Origin of the sequence: Exiguobacterium sp. s50, assembly GCF_018618175.1 — a bacterium.
Classification (GTDB): Bacteria; Bacillota; Bacilli; order Exiguobacteriales; family Exiguobacteriaceae; genus Exiguobacterium; species Exiguobacterium chiriqhucha.
The window spans coordinates 1-21,023 of record NZ_JACSLP010000017.1 but is presented as its reverse complement, the minus strand read 5'-3'; the positions used below and the strand labels follow the sequence as shown (position 1 = coordinate 21,023).

The window sequence follows — 21,023 nt, the reverse complement described above, 5'->3', positions numbered from 1 at the left end:
CTTTAAAAATGACGAAGCTTGCGCTTCATTCAAAAATTGTAAAACTTTTTTTGCCTCATCGTTCAGTTTTCAAAGTTCGTCTGTCGCTCTTGGCGACTAAATGATAATAACATTTATCATTATTGTGTGTCAACCAGTTTGTTTACTAAGTTGTAAGCAGCGCTGGCAACAGAGATAACTATAGCATCCCTTTCTATCACATGGCAAGCATTATTCTAAAAAAACTTTAAAAGATTTTCTCGTCCCCTTACTCGCATCTATTGTATTGGAGAAGGGAATTTTTCCCTGTCGACGAATACTCATCAATACCAACTTATAAGAAGGTGACACTTGATGCTCCAACTGCAGCCAAAGAAACGATCGAACCTGCGCATCTGGGCAGGAACACAGTATTACATATTAAAACGCCGAACACAATGGATGACGGATAAGAAACGGTACACTTCTAAACGAGATACTGCACCACTGCCCCACCTCATCTATGAGCACCGCACCCCACTCTACCGAAAATTACGAGATATCGATCTCAAAATGCAACAGAATAAAGTCATTAATCTTAATATCGCCATTAAACAGTTAAATGGCATCATCGTTTCTCCAAATGAAGTGCTCTCATATTGGAAAGCCATCGGGCGACCTACAAAACGAAAGGGCTATGTGGACGGAATGATTTTGCATTACGGAAAGGTCACGACTGGAACCGGGGGCGGATTGTGCCAATTATCCAACTTGATTTATTGGATCACGCTCCATAGCCCACTCACAGTGACCGAGCGTTACCGCCACAGTTATGATGTCTTCCCTGATTCACGAAGGGACCAACCTTTTGGGAGTGGCGCCACATGTTCCTACAACTATTTAGACCTTCAAATCACCAATCGGACGGCACAGACGTTTCAACTCCTTCTATATATAGAGGGGGATTATCTCGTAGGGCAATGGCGGTCCAATATCCCACCAACCGTTCAATATGAGATATATGAAGAAAACCACCACTTCACGAATGAATGGTGGGGTGGAACAGTTCGGCATAACCAAATATTTAGAAGCGTCTTCTCCCAAGATGGCACATTCATCCGAAATGAGTTCATCACAGAAAACCATGCTTTAACCATGTACGACCCCTTCTTACCTGAAAACACTGCATACAAAAAAGCCGACTCATAAACCGAGTCGGCTTCATTTCATTACGCGTGCGGCAAGAATATAAAGTAAGCCAAGAAGATCACTAACATGCCGTACATGATTGGGTGAATCTCTTTCGTCTTCCCTTTCGCGATCATCATGAGCGGATACAAGATGAATCCGAGCCCAATCCCCGTCGCAATCGACGAAGTGAGGGGCATCATCAGAATCGTCATGAATGAAGGAATCGCGATTTCTAGCTTTCTCCAGTCGATATCGAGTAAAGCCGAAGCCATGAGTACTCCTACGATAATCAATGCAGGGGCTGTGACCGCCGATGTGACGACTGCCAAGAGTGGCGAGAAGAAGAGCGCCAATCCGAAGAACAAACCTGCGAATACAGCCGTCAAGCCCGAACGACCACCGGCCGCTACACCAGCCGACGATTCTACATATGACGTCGCAGTCGATGTCCCAAAGATTGCACCTGCCACTGTTGCTGTTGAGTCAGCCATGAGCGCTTTACTCGCACGCGGCACTTTGTTGTCTTTCATGATTCCTGCTTGACGAGCTACCGCTACGAGCGTACCCGCTGTATCAAAGAAATCAATGAAGAAGAACGTCAAGATGACGACTAGCATTTGGACCGTGAAGACTTCTGAGAAATTGATGAACGCTTGTCCGAACGTCGATGACATGCTCGGTGGTGCCGAGATGATGTCTGAAATGGCAGTCGGTGTCGGTACAAGATTGAAGATCATCCCGACAATTGCCGTGAGAAGCATCCCGATGAAGATACCACCTTTTACATTTCGAACCATTAACAATGCTGTCACTACAAGACCGAACACCGAAAGGAGTGTCGTCCCTGTTCCGAGTGAACCGAGACCGACGAGCGTCGCTTCGTTGGCGACGACGATACCTGCATTTTTCAAACCGATAAAGGCGATAAAGAAACCAATCCCTGCCGCGACCGCCATTTTGAGTGGTCCCGGAATTGCGTTGACGACTGTCTCACGAATACCTGACAGTGTTAAAACGATAAAGAACAAACCAGAAACGAGAACCCCTGATAGTGCCGTCTGCCATGGAATACCCATGCCGAGAACTACACTGTACGCGAAGAAGGCGTTAAGTCCCATACCTGGAGCGATCGCAATCGGATAGTTGGCGAACAAGCCCATCATGACAGAACCGACGAGGGCGACAAGACCGGTTGCCACGAAAACGGCGCCCATGTCCATTCCTGCTGCACCTAACACGTTCGGGTTAACGAACAAGATGTAAGCCATTGCCAAGAACGTAGTGAATCCTGCAATCAATTCCGTTTTGATGTTCGTTCCAAGTTCATTCAACTGGAAGTAACGTTCAATCCGGTTTCCTGATGGTTGGTGATTTGGTTCTTGCTTGAGCTGTGTGCTCATTGGTTTTCCTCCTTGGCTCGCCGTAAAACGAGAAAAGGTCCCCGATTGATAACCGGAGACCCCACGCGAAACATACAGGGACATACGTCCCTGATCTATGTCTCGCCGTAGTGAAATCATTTAAGGTGATTTCGTAGAGACTCTCGGGCCATATTCCCGATATTATACGGCAAAATAATTTTTAATTGTTCGGATATGATAAGAACGTTTTTATCTTAACAACGGCAAAATCGAATGTCAACACAAATGACGGATTTTAATCAAATATTTCGTTCTATTGTTCGGATTTACCAAACAAAAACAGAGGGGATTTCTCCCCTCTGGTGGTTATTCCCATTCGATTGTTGCCGGTGGCTTCGAGGTGATGTCGTACAGGACACGGTTGACGTGACTGACTTCGTTGACGATACGAACCGAGATTTTCTCAAGTACATCCCATGGAATGCGGGCCCAATCTGAAGTCATTCCATCAATCGAGGTGACGGCACGTACGCCGACCGCATAGTCATACGTCCGCTCGTCGCCCATGACACCAACTGAACGAATCGGTGTAAGGACCGTGAAGTATTGCCAAATATCACGTTCGAGACCGGCTTTCTTCACTTCTTCGCGCAGAATCGCATCTGATTCACGCACGATTTCAAGTTTCTCTTCTGTGATTTCACCGAGAACACGAATGCCAAGACCTGGTCCCGGGAACGGTTGACGCCAAACGATATAGTCCGGTAACCCGAGTTCAGTCCCGAGTTCACGCACTTCGTCTTTAAAGAGCGTGTTAAGTGGCTCAATCAACGTGAAGTTCATGTCTTCCGGTAGTCCACCAACGTTATGGTGCGACTTGATTGTTTGTGCCGTGTCCGTTCCACTCTCGATGATATCGGTGTAAAGCGTACCTTGGGCAAGGAAGTCCATGTCCACAAGTTTAGACGCTTCTTCGTCAAACACGTAGATGAACTCATTGCCGATGATTTTTCGTTTTTGTTCCGGATCTGAAACGCCGGCAAGTTTCGCCATGAAACGCTCCTGCGCGTCAATCTTGATGACTTTCATATTGAAACCGTCCGCGAACGTCTTCATGACGCTGTCCGCTTCATTTTTACGAAGCAAACCATGGTCGACGAACATACATGTCAATTGGTCGCCGATGGCACGATGAACGAGCGCTGCGACAACCGATGAGTCGACGCCACCTGACAACGCGCAAAGAACTTGCTTGTCACCGACAATCTCGCGAATCTTCTCGACTTCGATATCGATGAAGTTCTCCATCGACCACTCACCTTTGGCACCACACACTTCATAGATGAAGTTTTTCAAGATGTCGTTGCCGTACTCAGAGTGACGGACTTCCGGGTGATACTGGACGCCGTACATTTTGAGTTCATCGTTCTTGATTGAAGCGACCGGACATGACGGGTTCGTCCCATCGACGATAAATCCTGGCGGTGCTTCCATGACGAGGTCGCCGTGGCTCATCCAAACCGTATGTTCCACCGGGAGACCTTTGTAGAGCGCCGACGCTTCCGGTGTCGAGAAGAGCGTCGCTTTTCCGTATTCGCGATGTGCCGCTCGTTCGACACGTCCACCGAAGTGATGCGTCATGAGTTGCATGCCGTAGCAGATTCCGAAAATCGGAATGCCAAGTTCGAAAATTTCCGGGTCACAGCGATATGCGCCTTCCGCGTACACACTGTTCGGTCCACCCGAGAAAATAATCCCGGCCGGAGCCAATTCACGAATCTCAGCAGCGGTCATCTTGTGGGAATGAAGCTCACTATATACGCCAAGGTCACGTACACGACGTGTGATCAACTGGTTGTACTGGCCTCCAAAGTCGAGCACCAAAATCATCTCTTGTTCTATTTTCACAAAACCTCCACCTTTCTGCCTTCTTCTCAAAAAAAGAGCGAGCTTCTCCCACGGATTCACTAAACCGAAGAAGAAGCACGCCCTTTTCTGTGTATACGAAACGTGCTCCTTCATAGTCGGTCCATTTACGGTGGTCCGGTAGAGACTCTCGCGCCAATTCGCGAGTATATACGAAGGATTGCTGTTCAATTATCTAACTAATGCGTCTATCTTACTGTATGCATCCGCCTACTTCAACTCATAATTCGACGAATCATGATTTTCCAATATTCTTTATATTTTGAATTCGGCATTTTTTCGGCATAGATACTTTGTTCAAACAAACGGGTCAATCTCGTCATTTCCGTCGATTCATAATAAGCATCGACCTCTGCGGCGAGTTCGGACGGCGTGCGCCCGTCGACTTTGAAGCCTGCTCCGCGGAGTCGTTTCACTAGATATCGATGCATGGCGACGAGTCGATTTTCATTCAATGGACGCCGTGTCCACCAAAGCATCATGACGAGGCGTTCAATCGATTTTCGGTTCCATACGAGAACGGCGACCGTAAAGACAATCACAATCCAACCCCACACCGGCATATTCCAGTTCTCCGTTGCCGCCTCTCCCGACGTCACATCATCGAGTGCCAAATCTTCTTGCGGACGATTCGTCGGCTCGTCGTCTTGCGACGCTTGTGGATCATTGGCCGCTGGATCGTCTGCATTCGCTTCGTCCTCCGTCTCGACTTGAAGCAAGTTGGCGTCCGAGAAACTGATGGTCGCCTCGAGCGGGACCCAGCCTGCGCCTTCCACGAAATATTCTACCCATGAGTGAGCGTGACGGTTCCGGACCGTGTATTCTTCTTCCCCTTGGATAATCCCGCGAGCATCACCCATCGTGAAACCTTTGACCCAACGCGTCGGCACTCCGCTCGCCCGGAGAAGGACGGCAGCCGAGGTCGAGAAGTTGTCACAGTACCCGATTAACGTATCGAACAAAAATTGATCGACGTAATCCGTATCACCTTCCGGGACGGCTACATCTTCCGTATTGTATTGGAAATCTCCAGATTGGAAGTAGGCTTGGACTGCTTGGGCTTGGTCGTAAGGTGTCTCACTGTCGCCCGTGATATCGGCCGACAAGTCGCGGACCCGATCCGGAAGTGAGTCCGGCAATTGTAAGTACGCCTGCCGCTCTTCTTCCGTCAACGTCGTCACCGGCTCATTCAACGCCAGTTGCTCTTCTGTGAAGGAAGGGACACTGTAGCGAAGTTGAATCGTCTGAGGCGTCGTTTGCCCGTCATTGTCGAACACGATTTTCCCGGACGGTCGGATGTGAATCGTCTCGTTCGGAAACGGTTCTTCGATATTCCCGACTCGGAATTCGGTGCCATTGTCCGTCTCCGTCGCCTGTGGGTATTCTCCACCATACGGGACGAACGTTTGGCGCCGGTCAAATCGGAGCAACGCCTGTTCCGGTGTCGTATCGACAGCTTGGTCGACGAGTTGTCCGCGGTTATATTCGGAATCGAGGACCGGGGACTCGACCCAGCCTTTCCCCGTATAAATCTCTTTTGACTCGATGCGCCAATAGCGCGCCGGCACACCACGGGCGATGAAGACGATGCCGTCATCTTGCTCAAACGGTCCGCCGAGTTGTTCATCGTTCACCCCATAGCCGACTCGACCGCTGCCTGAGCCTTCATCGTTCCCAGCATTTTGGAAACTCGTCGTCAACCGATCGGACCAATCCCCTTCAATTGTCGGCGACACGCTCGCGAGCGCCAACACGACCGAAGCGAGGAGCGCGATACTGACATAGCGGACGAGCGATTTGCTCGGTCGTTTCGCCAGGTCGGTGACGAAGAGCAATAAGAGCGATGCTAAAATTGCGAGTAAAATCTTCCCTTCCCCGTCATAAAGCGTCCACGTGTCAAAGTAAGCCATCAGTCCGAGCGTCGAAACGATCATCCCGAGAACGAAGCCATAGCTCGGATACGTGCGTCCGACCAGGATGGCGAACAGTACCCCGATGAGTGCCATCGCCGAGAAGAAAATCGCCTCTTCCGGCAAAGCCCCGCTCAGTACCCCGCTCAAATCCTCTAACCATAGACCGAACCAATCCAGGATACTCCCGTGGTACACGTACAAGACGATAAAGAAATTGAAGACGACCACACCAATGAAACCATACCAAGGCAACAAGCTCGCAAACATCGGAACGAGAAGCAGGAACAAGAACGGCCAATTGACATCAAATGTCGTACTGCCCACAATCGGCTCGACCCAAAATGACAACAAGTAGGCGGCAAGCGCCGTATAGACGATTCGTTTCAACCATGTCGTCATGTCGTCACCTCGTTCGCCGTGTACAAATGATAGCTGCCTTGTGTCTCATTCATGATCTCACGCACCCATTTCGTCTCGAGTGGGCTAATCAAAATCAAGTTCCCCACTTCTTGCGGCAGGTTGCGCTTCACTCGTTCGACAAGGCGCCCTTCCGGCTCCGGTGTCGCTGTCAGCAAGTAATGGCCGACCTCTGCGCTTTGGTCCGGCAAATGGAACAGACGGACCTGCTCTTCGATGACATACAGTTCGAACGGCAGATTTTTCCGCTCGAGTTGTCGGATTGCACCGACGAGAAGCGACAATGAACGTTCGAACGCTTCTTCATGCCCAGCCGTTGTCGATGGGACAAAGACAAGCGACAGTTTCTTCTCCTGCTCTTGGTCGAACGTTTTCGTCATTAAGTTTCCGCGTCGAGCCGAGGCTTTCCAATCGATTCGACCGATGCGGTCCCCGGCCGCATACTCACGGACACCACTCGTCGTATTGGCAACCTCGGTATATGTGCGCGTGCGGCGATACTGTTCGCCTCGCCCACCGACTTGCTCGTCACGCGGTAAGTCGAACGGAAGTTCAGCAGGTGAGACTTCAACGACCGTCTCGAGTCGCAACGTCCGTTTGCGGTCGAACAATCCGAACACGTCTCGCACGTGAAGGACAGTCCGATCGAACACGTGGATGCCGCGTCGAATCTGTTCGATTTCGTAATGCACCGTCTCTGTTCGCCGAAAAAAGCGGTCGACCGGGATAACAATCACGTCCGTCGATGTAGCGAGACGAGGCGGTGGTGTCTCTTCTAACGTGACGACCCCGACAAGAAACGGGTATTTCCGCTCCACTTGCAGTTCTACGTCCATCGTTTGTCCCGAGACGAGCCGTTTCGTCGTGATTCGCCGCGAGACGTTGGCTGCCGTGACCGGGTAAATCATAAAGATTGTCCAATACGCCGCCAAAACGAAAAATGACCACCAAAGTGTCGAGGCGACGATACTCCCTTCGATCCGGGCGAACGCGTAAAGTCCGAATGCCGCCGCCCACACGAGGAACAGCTTCATCCAATTTTTCATACTTCTTTGACCTCACGATCCATCGGGACCGGTAGCGAGTCGAGCCAACCTTTGACAAGATGTTCGGCCGTTTTCCCTTTATAACGCGCCTCTGCCGTCAACAAGATACGGTGACCGAGCACACTACCTGCGAGCGCCTTCACGTCATCTGGCAAGACGAAATCACGGTTATGGATATACGCCCACGCCTGAGCTGCCTTCATCAAAGCGAGCGTCGCACGCGGACTACCCCCGAGGTACGTGTTCGGGTCGTTGCGCGACTCATGGATCAAGCGGACGATATACTGTTTGACCGCACTCGAGACATGCACGTCACGCACTTCACGCTGCATCTGTTCGACTTCGTGTTTCGTGATGACACTTAGGAGCGCCTCGAGCGGCTCTGCCTTTTCGAAACGGGTCAACAAAGAGATTTCTTCATTGAACGACGGGTACCCCATCTCGATTTTAAGAAGGAATCGGTCGAGCTGGGCTTCCGGGAGCGGGTATGTTCCTTCATGTTCAATCGGGTTTTGTGTCGCCATGACGAAGAACGGGGAAGGTAAGATTTTGACTTCCCCATCGACGGTCACACTGCGCTCCGCCATCGCCTCGAGTAACGCCGACTGCGTTTTCGGAGAGGTCCGGTTGATTTCATCAGCCAAGACGATGTTCCCCATCAAAGGTCCCGGACGGTACTCGAACTCTTTTGTCTTTTGATTGTACATCGAGATCCCCGTCAAGTCGGACGGCAACATGTCCGGAGTGAACTGAACGCGTTTAAAATCCAAATCAATGGCACGACTAAACGTACGAACGAGCATCGTCTTCCCGACCCCGGGCACGTCCTCTAACAATACGTGACCTCCGGCAAGCAACGCAGTCAAACTTTTTGCGATGACATCTTCTTTCCCGACAATCACCGTTTCAATGGCATTGATGATCGATTGAATGGCTGGACGATAGGACATAGCCGACTCCCCTTTTTTCTCTAATCGCTGAAGCGTTCGAAAATTGAATGTTCTGACTTTATTGTGACATATTCAAGCGCTCGTGTGAAAGAAAACCATCACGCCAATCGGTTTTCCATTCTTTACCCGAAAAAAGGCGCCTTGTCTCTGATTTGAGCAGGCGCCATGACGTTTATTTTGGACGTTCGATTTCAAAAGTGTCCCCGAGGGTCGCATAAAAGTTGCCGGCGAGACGACTGACCGGCGCCAGTTGTTCCGCATCGATGCGTCCAGCATGATAAAGCGCTGGCTCGATGTGAAAACGGACGACGCGAGCGATCAACAAGTCCGCTGTCACGACGCCATCGTGTTCGATTGGCACGTGATGGTGAAGTTTACACTCCATCCGGATTTTGGCTTCTTTCACACCCGGTGTCTCCACGACGTCACTAGGCACGATGGTGAAGGCCGTCCGCTCGAGTTCGCTTTCCTCGGGTCCTAGATTGGCTGCCGTCTCATTGACGAGGGTCACATTCGTTTCGTCTACGATATGGATGACGAGTTCTTCGTTCGCGACAGCGTTGCGAGCCGTGTCTTTCATGACACCGCCCTTCCGTTGAACCGACACCGAGAGAAGTGGTGGTTCGGAAGCGACGATATTGAAATAACTGAACGGGGCGGCGTTAATCGTCTCTCCGTTTCGTGTCGTCACAAATGCGATTGGGCGCGGTACGACACTTCCAATCAAAAATTTATACGCGTCACGTTCGGTTAAAGCTGAAGGTTCAATCGATAGCATACGATAGCACTCCTTTGGATTCGACTATAGGTTCAAACTATCCCGTTCACAGCGGACGTGTCAAACGTGAGCACATCGGAATGTGTAGGATGATGAAATACGGGGTATATCCGTCTAGATATGACAATTAAACAGACAATCATCTGATGGCACATCGCTTGAGCAGTTCGGTGTTCATCTGATTTTTCTTTTTGTATATTTCGGTTATGACGATTGAATTGAAGATGGTTTTAGTTAAGGAAGGAAGTAGAGCGTATTATGGGCAAGTGGATTGAACAATTGAACAGTCGTCAAATACTCGGCATCCTCTACGGAGTCTGTGCTATGAGTCTTGTCTTAACGGCAATTGGCGCTTGGGTCGTTCGAGACGGAGCGGTATCACCCACTGAATTGTTGTCGTTGCGTTGGATTTGGATGATTGGCCTCATCATGTTTATCGGTGCCATCTTATTGATTGGTCGACCGCTCATCAAACGGATATCGACTCAAAATGAAAAGATGCATGCGAAGCAACAAGAGATGCAGTCGGTGCTCGAAGTATCTAAACAAAACGAAACAAAACTGCAGTACCGTAACGAACTGATTGAAGTGCTCGCCTCGAAAGAGTCACTCTTTGATTATTCATCGGTCATCGAAAAAATCGTCTTGTTGACTGAAGCAGAGTTCGGGGCTCTACTTCTCATCAAGGACGGCGAAATTGTTTCAGTCGTACCAAAAGGCATGACGGAAGATCAACAAGAAGATTTAAAGACCAAGTCTCTTCTGTTGAAACGCGTCATGATCTCTAAATCGTTAGAAGCGACATCTAAAAAGATTGCCGACGAAATTCATGAATACCCGTATTACATTCATGAAACGGTCATCCCCGTTAAAGACCCGTCAGACAGCAACATGATCGGATGTCTTTATTTAACGTGCTACGACGAACAGTTCGACGCGAGCGAAACTTCGGAATTAAACGCGTTTGCAAACCAGTTGGCGATTTCTCTCTTGCGGACCCAACTTTATCGCCAAATGCAACAAGACCGGAAAGAGACGGCTCAGCTCATCAATTCAGTACGTGAAGCCATCTTATACCTCAACTACGAGGAGAACAGCGTTGTCGGAAACCGCGCATTCATCCGTATGTTCGACGAGTTGCAATTCGAGTATCAAGGCTACGAGCAACTGACTACCGTCTCGATCGATATCGAACAGTGGGCGGAACGCGTCGATCAACGGGATCGTTTTATTAGCTACATCGAGCGCGTGTTCGACCAAGACCCGCCAGAAGATGGCCTGTCCATCTCGCTCGATCAAGGCGATTGCTTCCTTCAAGTATATGCCGAGAGCATTTACCGGGATGGGAAGATTCACGGCACGATGCTCGTGTTGCGTGATGTGACGGCCGAGACCGAAATTGACCGGATGAAGTCAGAGCTCGTCTCAACAGTCTCACACGAACTGAGAACCCCTTTGTCATCGATTTATGGGTTCACGGAACTGATGCTCGAGCGTGACTTAAAAGAAAACCGTCGCGAATTGTATTTGAAGACTATCCATGACGAAACGAAGCGTCTCTCCTACTTGGTAAACGACTTCCTCGACCTGCAAAAGATGGAGGCCGGGAAACAGACGTTCGAATGGGAAACGGTCGACCTTCTCGAACTTGCCCGTGACAGCATCAGCTTCTATCAAGAAACGACCGACTCGCATCATTTACACCTCGATGCCGACGTCGGACAAGACTTCAAAATCGAAGCTGACTTAGAAGGAATGCGGCAGTTGCTCGGTAACTTGCTCAGTAACGCCATCAAGTATTCACCTGAAGGCGGCAACGTGCTCGTCTCGTTGGAACGACTCGAAGGACAAGTCGTCATGAAAGTCCGGGATAACGGGATGGGCATCCCTTCTTCCGCCTTGCCGAACTTGTTCGGCAAATTTTACCGAGTCGACAACTCGGACCGCCGAAAAATCGGTGGAACAGGCCTCGGTCTCGCCATCTGTAAAGAGATCGCCAAAGCGCACGACGGACATTTACATGTCGAATCGATCTACGGTGAAGGTAGCACCTTTATCTGTGAGCTCCCGACGTCAAAAGAGGCGATTCATCAATGAGCGCGGCCGGATTCATTCCGGTCGTGTTTTTATATCGTCGCTTCTCTTTTTTGCAGGAATGTTTTGGCATAATCTAGAAAAAGAGTAACACCGAGAACCTGAGGCGACGTCACTATACCCTTCCCATTATTCTCGCAGGTAAAATTTAAAAAAAGAGTTATACTAGTAAGGAAGAGACAGACAAGATTGGAGGTCATGGAGTTGGATCATCGCGACCCACCGTTTTCAGAAGTAGGCGACTTTAAACAATGGGGCCGTTTTGATATAAACGTGCCACTGCAGGGCGGGCAAGCTGAACTTCAGACTGCCGTGTCGATTGTAAGAAATCATATTCCGTTGCGATTGGGTGGATTTTATATCATCGCAAGTGAAGATGGGATTTTGACGAGCGGCTCACACGACGCCAATTTACAAAAGCACATCATTCACTTGCTCCAACAAGTGCAAATGGGCCATGTGGAAGATGAGGCGTTGATGAACGAACCGATTTGGACGATTCATTATTTCACCACTCCATAAAACGACAAGAGACGATTCGGGCGTCTCTTTTTTTGCGCAAAAAAAGAACGCCTCGAGAGGCGTTAATCTGCTTGAGAACGTATAGCGATTACTTTTTCATAGTACTCAGTTGCCAACTTGTACTTACCATTTTCCCTAAGCTCACGAGCCAACCAAAGAGCATATTTTTCAATATAAACGTAGTCATCATAGAGCTCAAAATATTGGACTGCTTTTTTCAACGTACCTATCAGCTTAATTTTGTCCTGTTCTTGATAACAGTTTTTATAAATCTCAAAGTGATGATCAAATTCTTCTAGTCCTTCTTTGTCACCCTTTAGTTCATATCCTTTTTCCAACCAGTTTAGGATTTCTGTACTATTATCATAATTAGTGTAGCCCTCTATCAAAGACAACACACTAAACAACTTACTCTTAACTTCTTGCTTATATTCAAAACTACGCATAAAATATTCGAGTGCTTTTTCTTGATCACCTAACGAAGAGTATACTTCACCCATGTTATTGTAAAGCATACCATTATAGTTTTTTAAGTCTGTAGCACTGATAACTTTTACAGCCCGTTGATAATAGGACAATGCTTCTGTGAATCTTTTTCTTCTTTTATGCGCTAATCCGATGATTAAATGGCACTCTACAATCCGCTCCAAATAGAAATGATCTTGGAAATATTCGAGACCAACCTTCACGTTTTCGACGGCTTGTAAATAATCGGCGCATCGATAATAAAGTCCACCCATAATGTAGCTCATATCAGCGACTTCCCAATCGGAAATGCCCGAAGTAGCTAATTGTTCGTTTAGTTGCTCTAACAATTCTAAGCCTTCTTCTTTTTCATTTTCATTGAAAAGTTTTAAGCATCTCATTAAACCATATCTCAACAAATCATCACGATCGAGTTGATCTTCAATCCACCCAATTTCTTTAAAATACTTCCCCTCTCGACCAGGCATCATTTCAAATCGCGCTAGCGCCAATAGTAAAGTTACATATAATTCTTTAGATTGATTTACAACTGGATTAAGTAGATACTTCTCAACTTCTTTTTGTCGATCCCAGTCTTTTCTAGATAGGATAGCTTCTTTTAAAAGACCTTGAATTTCATATTTCACTTTTTCTACTTGTTCACTAAAGTCGTAATAAAGTGGTACGTCTATTTCTAATCTTTTAAATATCATTTCTAGTACTTCTTCACTAGGAGTAGTCTGGTTATTTTCAATTTTACTCAAATATGAAATGGAACATACTCCTCTTGCCAAGACAGACTGCTTCATATTCCTACGCATGCGCTCAATTTTGATTAAATTTCCATAGTTATATTCCATCTTAAGCGATAGCCCCTTCGTCCTAATATCAAATGGTTTTTCATATAATTTCTATCTAAAATACGATTAATTAGGAAAATACATTAAGAAAATCATAAAAAAACATGTTTCCTCTCTTTGATTTTCCCAACCAGTAACAGTCCGATGGGCATATTATTCATGATAAGATTTAACTATAAACAATGTTATCCTATTCAATTATTAGGTATAAAGCTTCACTCGGTGCGTTTTTAATATATTACTTAATTTTTTATGGAGGTGAATATGACAAATGGGGAAATTAAACTTTTTACTTGCAGAAGACTATATCAAACCTAAAATTTATTTCCAATCTAAGCAAGCCCCACTGTTTAATGCGTCTTATTCCTATGCTGATCGCAATCAGTTCGAGGGGCTAGATCATTTGACCCACTTGTTGCGTTCTCCTAAAGGATTCATAATCAACGCTTTTCAAATTGACTACTATCAAACTTTGCCACAATTAATTGCCAAAACGCTCAAAGAAAATCGGTCATATAAAAAACTATACATTCTCGGACCGGAACTGTCTCTCTCTATTCTAAAACGCAGTTCAAAAACCGTCTATGAGAAACACTTCCAAGAATTTGGTTATATAAATGTAGAACGAGATTTCCAAGGAGTTCTGCGCCAGTGTTTAGCTTTGTTACAAGAAGGACATATTCTATATATTCTTCCTGAAGCGTCTATTTGCTGGAAACCAGAACCTTATCAATCATTAGAAAACACCCTTACTCCTCTATGTAGCACACTACTCAGTCAAGAAGCGAACGTCCCTATTTTATCGTCTTCCACTAAAGAAAGCTCTGACAAAGTCATCTTGCATGAACCGAATATGCCACAACAATATATAGGCGATTTGGAATCACGTATTTACCAACAATCAGAATCGGTATATAATTTACTAGAATCTCCAGTTTCTGACTACTGAGTACCATTACACTAGAGATCGCAGCTTTCGATATAACAATCTAATTAATGGAGGGACTCACGATGAAAAAGATTACAGGACTATTATTCATCGCCGCAGCAGTATTACTTTTAGGCAGTTCAATCAAACCAATGGGTGAAGAACTCCCACGCCTTGCAAAATTTGATGCTCAAATTCAGCCTTTCGGCGAAGAGCTTCCACGATTGGCAAAACTCGCAATCCCAGTCAAACAATTTGGTGAAGAACTTCCACGTCTTGCGAAAGTTGATAGCCCAATTAAACCACTTGGCGAAGAACTTCCGCGCCTTGCCTAATCCTTTAAAAGAGACGCCCTTGCGCGTCTCTTTTTTATTTCCGAATCTCTGGAAATAAACTTTTAGAAAAAAAGTAAAACAATTTACATATTAACCTCCATTTTTTTCTTGTTTCCTTATATAATAACGGAGACATGATGACGATTTCATTTCACAGCTATTTCATATGAACGACGAACAAAGGAGCGGATCTCGATTGAACCGAACGAAACCATCTTGGAACTTGAAACTGTTGCTTAGCTCTTCCCTTGTCATTGGTGGCATGGCCATCGCCCCATTCGACTTGACGCCGACCGGTTTCGAATCGAGCCGTGTCGAAGCTGCCTCGACCTACACGACGACAGCTAACTTGAACCTTCGTTTGAGTGCCGCCACTTGGAGTCCGATTCTTCTAACGATTCCATCCGGGGCGTCCGTCAAATATGTCAGCACGTACGGGTCTTGGTACAAAGTCAGTTACGGCGGAAAAACCGGCTACGTCGCTTCGCAGTACATAAAAGTATCGAGCGCGTCGACAATCACGCCGAGTTCAGCCTCGTACTACAAAACAACAGTCAATTTGAACATGCGATTGACGGCAGCCTCATGGAGCACGGTCTTGATGACCATCCCGAACGGCGCCACTGTCAAGTACGTCAGCCGCTACGGCTCTTGGTATAAGGTCAGCTACAATGGGAAAACGGGCTATGTGGCTTCCCAGTACTTATCAGCCACAGGAGCCCCGACCACGACGACATCGACAACCTCCTACCAAACAACGGTCAACTTGAACATGCGTTTGACGGCTGCCTCGTGGAGCAAGGTATTGATGACCATCCCGAACGGCTCGACCGTCAAGTATGTCAGCAAGTACGGCTCTTGGTATAAGGTCAGTTACGGTGGGAAGACGGGCTACGTCGCTTCACAGTATTTGAAACCAGCCACGACGACGACACCGACGACGTCCACAGGCACGGGACGTACGATTGTGATCGATGCCGGACACGGTGGAAACGATCCTGGAGCTGTCTACGGCTCATCTTACGAAAAAGTGATTGCGTTCGACATTGCCGCACGTCTCGCGAGTACGCTCTCGAATACATATGGCTATAACGCACGGATGACACGCACGAACGATGTCTACTTGTCGCTCGCACAACGCGTCGAATTGACGAAGTCGTATAAAGGCAGCGCCTTTGTCAGCATTCACAACAACTCTTCGACGAATACGTCTTACCACGGTCATGAAGTACTCGTGCCGACCGGAGAAAGCTATACGACGAACCCATACATCTCGGCTAGCCGGAGTCTAGGGGCGGCCATCAACCGTGAACTCGGTGCCCGTATCCCGACAATCCGTAACCGTGGCGTGAAGTATCAAAACGTTTACGTCGTCGGAAAAAACAGCGTCCCTTCGACACTCGTCGAATACGGGTTCATCAGCAACGCGAACGACCGCTCGCATTTGACGAGCACCACTTACCGGCAACGGATGGCAGACGCCACCGCTTCTGGGATTCATCAATTCATGAGCACTTATAAATAAGCAAGAGACCTGACCGCATATGCGATCAGGTCTCTTTTTCTGTAGTCGTACAACGCCAAATCTTATGCGGTGCGCCAGGTCCCCAGTAATGGTCAAGCGTCAACGTCGGCGGCCCGATCCGCTTTTCCCAATAGGCTTGAGACGTCGGGAAGCCAGCATCCAAGTAAAACGCCGTCTGTCCGTTCGCTGACAATTGTCGTTTGATGTTCTCAATCAAGAAGTGACCTACCCCTTGACGTTGGGACGTAGGCGACACGTACATGCAACCGACTTCTGGCGTGTTCGGTTCGACGTCGATATGGGCAGTAATGATGTCATTGGGAGGTAAAATCGCCGCTGTGCCCACGATGACGCCGTCTTTTACGACAACGAAAATTTGAACGGACTCGTCCTCGAAACTGTCCTGAACGGTCGTGTTCAATCGCTCTACTTCTTCATCCAATAGATCGGCATCCTCAAACTGTTCTCGCCGAATCAAGTCACTCAGACTCTCCATGAACAGTCGTTGGAGCGGTTTGACGTCTTCGCGGTCAAGCGGGCGAAAGTTCAATGTCTCCACTTCCCTCTAGTCCTGAATTGTACGTGCTAGTCTTTACCCGCGTCCCGATGGGGGGTAACGTTCGCTTGATGCGATCCTTCGACCGCTTCGAGTTGCTCGAGGTGATCATAACCGAGATGGCCGTGTGTCTGCCAGACGAGGATGATCGCGGTCGTAAGGAGTAACAGCGTCAAGTGAAGAAATCCAATCGGGAACGCGCCCGGCTCAATTAACGGAACGAGCGTGAACGAGACGTTGAACATCGTGTGCAATAAGAACACAGACCATAAGTTCATCGTCGTGACGTTATAGAGCCACGAAATGATAAACGTGAACGCCAGAATCGCCGAGCCATACGCCCAAAACGGGATCAATGACTGCCCCGTCCCCTCCATGAAGAAGAGCGGAATATGCCAGCCCGCCCAGATGACGCCGACGAACAGGCTCGCCTTGACGGGCGTGACTTTCAGTTGAAACGCATCGAGCAAATATCCGCGCCACCCGTACTCTTCTTGGATTGTTCCTCCAAGGAACAACATGTAGAGGAAATAGGGAACAACGAGCCATGGATGTTCGAGTAACGACGCGCCATCGGCATCGGACCACCAATAGGCAATCAAAAACAGTGCCGGAAGGAACAAGAGGCCGAACGCGTAATAGCGAACGGGCATCTTCCACTCGAACCCTCGCTTCCAGAGCGTTTTTACCCCTAACCAGCCATTCTCCCGGAACGCCATATAGCTCCCCGCCAGACTTGGACCGAACGCCCCAATCACGACAATCACCTGGATTGGTAATCCGGTCCACATATACAGCCCCCACCACGCCAGCCATGAGAACCCGAACGCGATGAGGAGAAACAGAATGATTTCTTTTTTTGTCGGAATCAACGCGTCCCCCTCCTTCTACACGTAGTTTACCCGCTTTCTGCCGGGCTTCCCTATTTCACGCAAAAAATATTTTCAACAAGTGAAGCAAAATGATAGGTGGGCTTTTGTTTTGCGGGGTATAATTAGAATTACTATAAAAAATACATTCTTTAGCGAGGTACACATGGAACCAGTAGTCGAACACTCGATGAGTCATAATGTTTTTCTTGTGATTCTCTCTTATATTATCGCCGCCGTTTCTGCATACGCCGCCATCGAGCTGGCACGGCGTGTCAATTCAGCGAACCGTTCCGTCCAGAACGTGTGGATCTTAGCTGGAGGTGCGACGCTCGGTCTCGGGATATGGTCGATGCATTTTATCGCCATGCTCGCGCATGAGGCGTTGCGACCGGTCACGTATTCGATCCCGCTCGTCCTATTTTCCGTCATCATCGCCATGGCCGGTTGTATGTTCGGCTTCTTGATCGTCTCGCGTCGCACGACCCGCCCCGCTTTGATCGGTGCCGGTGTTGTGATGGGCGGCAGTATCGCGAGCATGCATTATGTCGGCATGGCCGCCCTGCAAGGTGTAGTGACTTCGTATAATCCATGGCTTGCGGCGTTATCGATTCTGATTGCGATTGGCGCCTCGCTCGGCGCCTTATGGATTGGCTTCTTTTCGAAGTACACACAGAAAAAGATGCATATGGAACTGAAGGTGTTCTTCTCCCTTTTGATGGGTGTCGCCATCTTCGGCATGCATTTCGTCGGCATGCTAGCAGCGACGTTCACGTTCGTTGAGACAGATCGACCTTTCTCCAATGCGATTGAGCCTTCACTGCTCGCATGGCTCGTGACGGCGATTACGATTCTCTTGTTCGCCATCTTCTTCTTATCACTCACGCTCGATCGTCATCTCCGCAAACGAGAATTCATTCAAGCGACGATTCTTGATTCGACGACGGATGCAGTCGTCACGACGACGAAAGACGGGATGATTCAATACGCGAACACAGCCTTCTATCGCTTGTTTGACGAAATCGAAGAAGATGCTTTTTTCCAAGACTATCATCCGTCGCTCACGATCAATCAACCGTTTTATGAACCACGGCGCGTCGACATCGATGACCGAACGATCGAAGTGACGAGTTATCCACTCAAAGGGGAAACAATGGACCAAGTACTTTGGTTCTTGCGTGACGTCTCGGAGACAATTGCCTCACAGCGGCTCGTCGAACATATGGCGTATCACGATACGCTCACGGATTTACCGAACCGGCATAAGCTCGAACGGATTTTAGCCGAACATATTCAAATCGAGGACCCGGTCGCTTGTCTCTACATCGACATCGATCGTTGGCGGTTCTTGAGCGACATGCTCGGGCATCACGGCTCGGACGAACTGACGATGCAAATCGCTGAGCGTCTGCAAGTGACCATTCACCCGGATGACATTTTGACGCGCGTCGGTTCATCCGAATTCATCATCTTGCTGTTTGATAAGCGGAGCACGCTCGCCAAACAGAAAGCCGAGAAGTGTATCAAGGCGATCTCGCAACCGTTCGATATCGACGGGACGACCGTCGAACTGACGATGAGCGCCGGCATCAGTCATTATCCGAAAGATACGAAGTCGGCCGAGGAGCTCGTGCAATACGCACGCCTCGCCGTCCACGAGTCGAAACGGACCGGTAAGAATCAAATTAAAGAATTCGAAGACGAGTCGAAGCATCAAATCCTTCGTACCGTCGAAATCGAAAAGGCGCTCGCGCAGGCGCTCGACCGAAATGAGTTTTCACTCGTGTACCAGCCGAAAGTGTCACTTACGCAAAATCGACTCGAAGGCGTTGAGGCGCTCCTGCGTTGGAACAACCGCGAGCTCGGTCACGTGTCACCGACAGACTTCATTCCAATCGCGGAGAACACCGGCCTGATTCACTCAATCGGCAGTTGGGTCATGCGTGAATCATGCCGAGCCTGGGTCCATTGGAAGAAGTCGGGCGTGAAACCATTCACGCTTTCGGTCAACGTCTCCCCGCTCCAGTTCGCGCGTGAGGATTTTGTCGAGTCGCTCCAGGCCATCTTGGATGAGACCGGGATGGACCCAATGTTCCTCGAATTGGAAGTGACGGAGTCGTCGATGCTGTCATATGAAGAATCGACGCGAGAGAAACTCACCCAGCTCCATCAGTTCGGGATTTTAATCTCACTCGACGATTTCGGGACGGGCTACTCGTCGTTCCGTCAATTGCGTGAGCTACCGGTCCAAGTATTGAAAATCGACCGGTCGTTCATCGTCAACTTGTTCACGGACCGGAACCAGGAAGCCATCGTTCGCTCGATGATTCAACTCGGCCATAACTTGGGTATGAAAGTGCTCATGGAAGGTGTAGAGACGTCGGATCAGCTCGAATGGTTACTGAACGAACAGTGTGATTACGTCCAAGGTTATTACTTCAGTCGTCCACTTCTTGAAAAGGACGTCGTGAAACATGTCAAATCGGTCACGACGTACATCGAGTTTGGAAAGACCCGCGCTTGATCAGACTGCAGCCCCTGCGCTGCAGTCTTTTTGTATGCCATAAATCTCCCATGCCACCAGGCACGGGAGAATCGTTTTACGAGACTTGCGCTTTTTCTTGTTCGCGAATCAAGTGATATTGTTCGAGGATCAGCTTCGTCAGCGTATCGTCCTCATGCAATTGAAGATATTTTTCCACCGTCGAGACGATGCCGTCTTCTTCGATGGACACATAAAGTTCAGAAGATTCTGAATCCTCAGGGTTGTAATAGGTCAAGGCAGCCGCGATTCCGTAGGCCAGTTCATTCGGTTCGATGCCGTTATCAATGAGTTCGCGGGCCGGTTTGACGAGCCGGTCACTCGGTCCGAGCTTACGAATCGGTGAGCGGGCGACGCGTGAGACTTCATCTTTCAACTTCGGATTCTCGAATCGTTTGATGATCTTTTGAATGTATTGGCTATGTTCTTTCGCCTCTCGTGTTTCCAGCCGCCTTTTTCTTGGCGCTCGCGCTCTTGTTCAGCTTCCCGTTCTTTAAAGAATGGTGGGATGACCCGTCGCTTCGCCCGAAAGCGTATCGCTTTGCCGGACGTGTTGCCGGCGGCGTCTTGTCATTCCAGCTCTTCGCCTGGCTCCTATTCGGTCAAGGCGAGTGGATCGGAAGTATGTTCTTGATCCCGTTCCTCATTTGTCTCTACTTCGTCATCCGCATGTTCAAATGAAAAAGGGGGAAGCGACTTAAACTGTACCCTGAGTAGTAGACACTTAAAAAAGTCTATTGCTCAGGTTTTTTGTGTACACTGGACTAAATCATATTGGGAGTGAATT

Annotated in this window: 18 protein-coding genes and 2 riboswitches; of the genes, 8 read left to right on the top strand and 10 right to left on the bottom strand. The window is 48.5% G+C overall.

The features are described from left to right. Window positions 1–333: 333 nt before the first annotated feature. Entirely contained in the window at window positions 334–1,167 is an 834-nt protein-coding gene (locus KNP68_RS14730) for a VanW family protein (RefSeq protein ID WP_029596119.1), read from the top strand. Between the two features lie 20 nt (window positions 1,168–1,187). Here the strand turns inward: KNP68_RS14730 and KNP68_RS14725 are convergent, their stop codons facing one another. The 6 genes from KNP68_RS14725 to KNP68_RS14700 all read right to left on the bottom strand — a co-directional run bounded on the left by KNP68_RS14725 (window position 1,188) and on the right by KNP68_RS14700 (window position 9,540). Beyond that, the gene (locus tag KNP68_RS14725; RefSeq protein WP_021065161.1) at window positions 1,188–2,549 is read right to left on the bottom strand and encodes an NCS2 family permease; all 1,362 of its coding nucleotides are present in this window, start codon (window positions 2,547–2,549) and stop codon (window positions 1,188–1,190) included. 88 nt (window positions 2,550–2,637) lie between these two features. Next, window positions 2,638–2,739, bottom strand: a riboswitch (purine riboswitch). A 137-nt stretch (window positions 2,740–2,876) separates the two neighbouring features. After that, window positions 2,877–4,400, bottom strand: a complete 1,524-nt coding sequence (guaA, locus tag KNP68_RS14720) for a glutamine-hydrolyzing GMP synthase (RefSeq protein ID WP_251128761.1) — start codon at window positions 4,398–4,400, stop codon at window positions 2,877–2,879. A 111-nt stretch (window positions 4,401–4,511) separates the two neighbouring features. Then, window positions 4,512–4,612: riboswitch (purine riboswitch) on the bottom strand. Between the two features lie 39 nt (window positions 4,613–4,651). Then, window positions 4,652–6,748 (bottom strand): transglutaminase domain-containing protein, encoded by a 2,097-nt coding sequence (locus KNP68_RS14715; protein ID WP_214800046.1) that lies wholly within the window; start codon window positions 6,746–6,748, stop codon window positions 4,652–4,654. Then, window positions 6,745–7,812, bottom strand: coding sequence for a DUF58 domain-containing protein (locus KNP68_RS14710; protein WP_214800044.1), 1,068 nt, complete (start codon window positions 7,810–7,812; stop codon window positions 6,745–6,747). Before KNP68_RS14710 ends, KNP68_RS14715 begins: the two co-directional genes overlap by 4 nt. Beyond that, entirely contained in the window at window positions 7,809–8,762 is a 954-nt protein-coding gene (locus KNP68_RS14705) for an AAA family ATPase (protein ID WP_214800042.1), read from the bottom strand. Before KNP68_RS14705 ends, KNP68_RS14710 begins: the two co-directional genes overlap by 4 nt. Window positions 8,763–8,934: 172 nt before the next feature. Next, complete coding sequence (locus KNP68_RS14700; RefSeq protein WP_214800040.1) at window positions 8,935–9,540, bottom strand: flavin reductase family protein; 606 nt, start codon at window positions 9,538–9,540, stop codon at window positions 8,935–8,937. Window positions 9,541–9,798: 258 nt separating this feature from the next. Between KNP68_RS14700 and KNP68_RS14695 the strand changes: the two genes are divergently transcribed. Both KNP68_RS14695 and KNP68_RS14690 read left to right on the top strand, forming a co-directional pair. Continuing rightward, the gene (locus KNP68_RS14695) at window positions 9,799–11,637 is read left to right on the top strand and encodes an ATP-binding protein (RefSeq protein WP_251131528.1); all 1,839 of its coding nucleotides are present in this window, start codon (window positions 9,799–9,801) and stop codon (window positions 11,635–11,637) included. Between the two features lie 201 nt (window positions 11,638–11,838). Beyond that, window positions 11,839–12,156, top strand: coding sequence for a hypothetical protein (locus tag KNP68_RS14690; protein ID WP_131490827.1), 318 nt, complete (start codon window positions 11,839–11,841; stop codon window positions 12,154–12,156). Window positions 12,157–12,218: 62 nt separating this feature from the next. Here the strand turns inward: KNP68_RS14690 and KNP68_RS14685 are convergent, their stop codons facing one another. Further along, window positions 12,219–13,481 carry a helix-turn-helix domain-containing protein gene (locus KNP68_RS14685; RefSeq protein WP_214800038.1) on the bottom strand — a complete coding sequence of 421 codons (1,263 nt, stop codon included), beginning with the start codon at window positions 13,479–13,481 and terminating at the stop codon, window positions 12,219–12,221. A gap of 271 nt (window positions 13,482–13,752) precedes the next feature. On the opposite strand from KNP68_RS14685, the gene KNP68_RS14680 reads away from it, so the two are divergent. The 3 genes from KNP68_RS14680 to KNP68_RS14670 all read left to right on the top strand — a co-directional run bounded on the left by KNP68_RS14680 (window position 13,753) and on the right by KNP68_RS14670 (window position 16,269). After that, window positions 13,753–14,430 carry a hypothetical protein gene (locus KNP68_RS14680; protein ID WP_131473000.1) on the top strand — a complete coding sequence of 226 codons (678 nt, stop codon included), beginning with the start codon at window positions 13,753–13,755 and terminating at the stop codon, window positions 14,428–14,430. A gap of 62 nt (window positions 14,431–14,492) precedes the next feature. Beyond that, complete coding sequence (locus tag KNP68_RS14675) at window positions 14,493–14,744, top strand: hypothetical protein (protein ID WP_131473001.1); 252 nt, start codon at window positions 14,493–14,495, stop codon at window positions 14,742–14,744. A gap of 196 nt (window positions 14,745–14,940) precedes the next feature. Next, a complete protein-coding gene (locus KNP68_RS14670) occupies window positions 14,941–16,269 on the top strand; it encodes an N-acetylmuramoyl-L-alanine amidase family protein (protein WP_131473007.1) in 1,329 nt (442 codons plus the stop codon). Window positions 16,270–16,294: 25 nt separating this feature from the next. On the opposite strand, the gene KNP68_RS14665 is transcribed toward KNP68_RS14670, so the two are convergent. Then, window positions 16,295–16,828: a GNAT family N-acetyltransferase gene (locus KNP68_RS14665; protein ID WP_242686671.1), complete on the bottom strand. Its 534-nt coding sequence runs from the start codon at window positions 16,826–16,828 to the stop codon at window positions 16,295–16,297. Between the two features lie 26 nt (window positions 16,829–16,854). Then, the gene (locus tag KNP68_RS14660) at window positions 16,855–17,697 is read right to left on the bottom strand and encodes a CPBP family intramembrane glutamic endopeptidase (RefSeq protein ID WP_214800036.1); all 843 of its coding nucleotides are present in this window, start codon (window positions 17,695–17,697) and stop codon (window positions 16,855–16,857) included. A gap of 163 nt (window positions 17,698–17,860) precedes the next feature. On the opposite strand from KNP68_RS14660, the gene KNP68_RS14655 reads away from it, so the two are divergent. Further along, a complete protein-coding gene (locus tag KNP68_RS14655) occupies window positions 17,861–20,218 on the top strand; it encodes a bifunctional diguanylate cyclase/phosphodiesterase (RefSeq protein ID WP_251131527.1) in 2,358 nt (785 codons plus the stop codon). A gap of 76 nt (window positions 20,219–20,294) precedes the next feature. Here KNP68_RS14655 and KNP68_RS14650 read toward each other — a convergent pair whose 3' ends face one another. Next, window positions 20,295–20,636, bottom strand: a complete 342-nt coding sequence (locus KNP68_RS14650) for a mannitol dehydrogenase family protein (protein WP_353047354.1) — start codon at window positions 20,634–20,636, stop codon at window positions 20,295–20,297. Window positions 20,637–20,674: 38 nt separating this feature from the next. Here KNP68_RS14650 and KNP68_RS14645 point away from each other — a divergent pair, with 38 nt between their 5' ends. Continuing rightward, window positions 20,675–20,917 carry a hypothetical protein gene (locus KNP68_RS14645; protein ID WP_214800034.1) on the top strand — a complete coding sequence of 81 codons (243 nt, stop codon included), beginning with the start codon at window positions 20,675–20,677 and terminating at the stop codon, window positions 20,915–20,917. The last annotated feature ends 106 nt before the right edge of the window (window positions 20,918–21,023 follow it).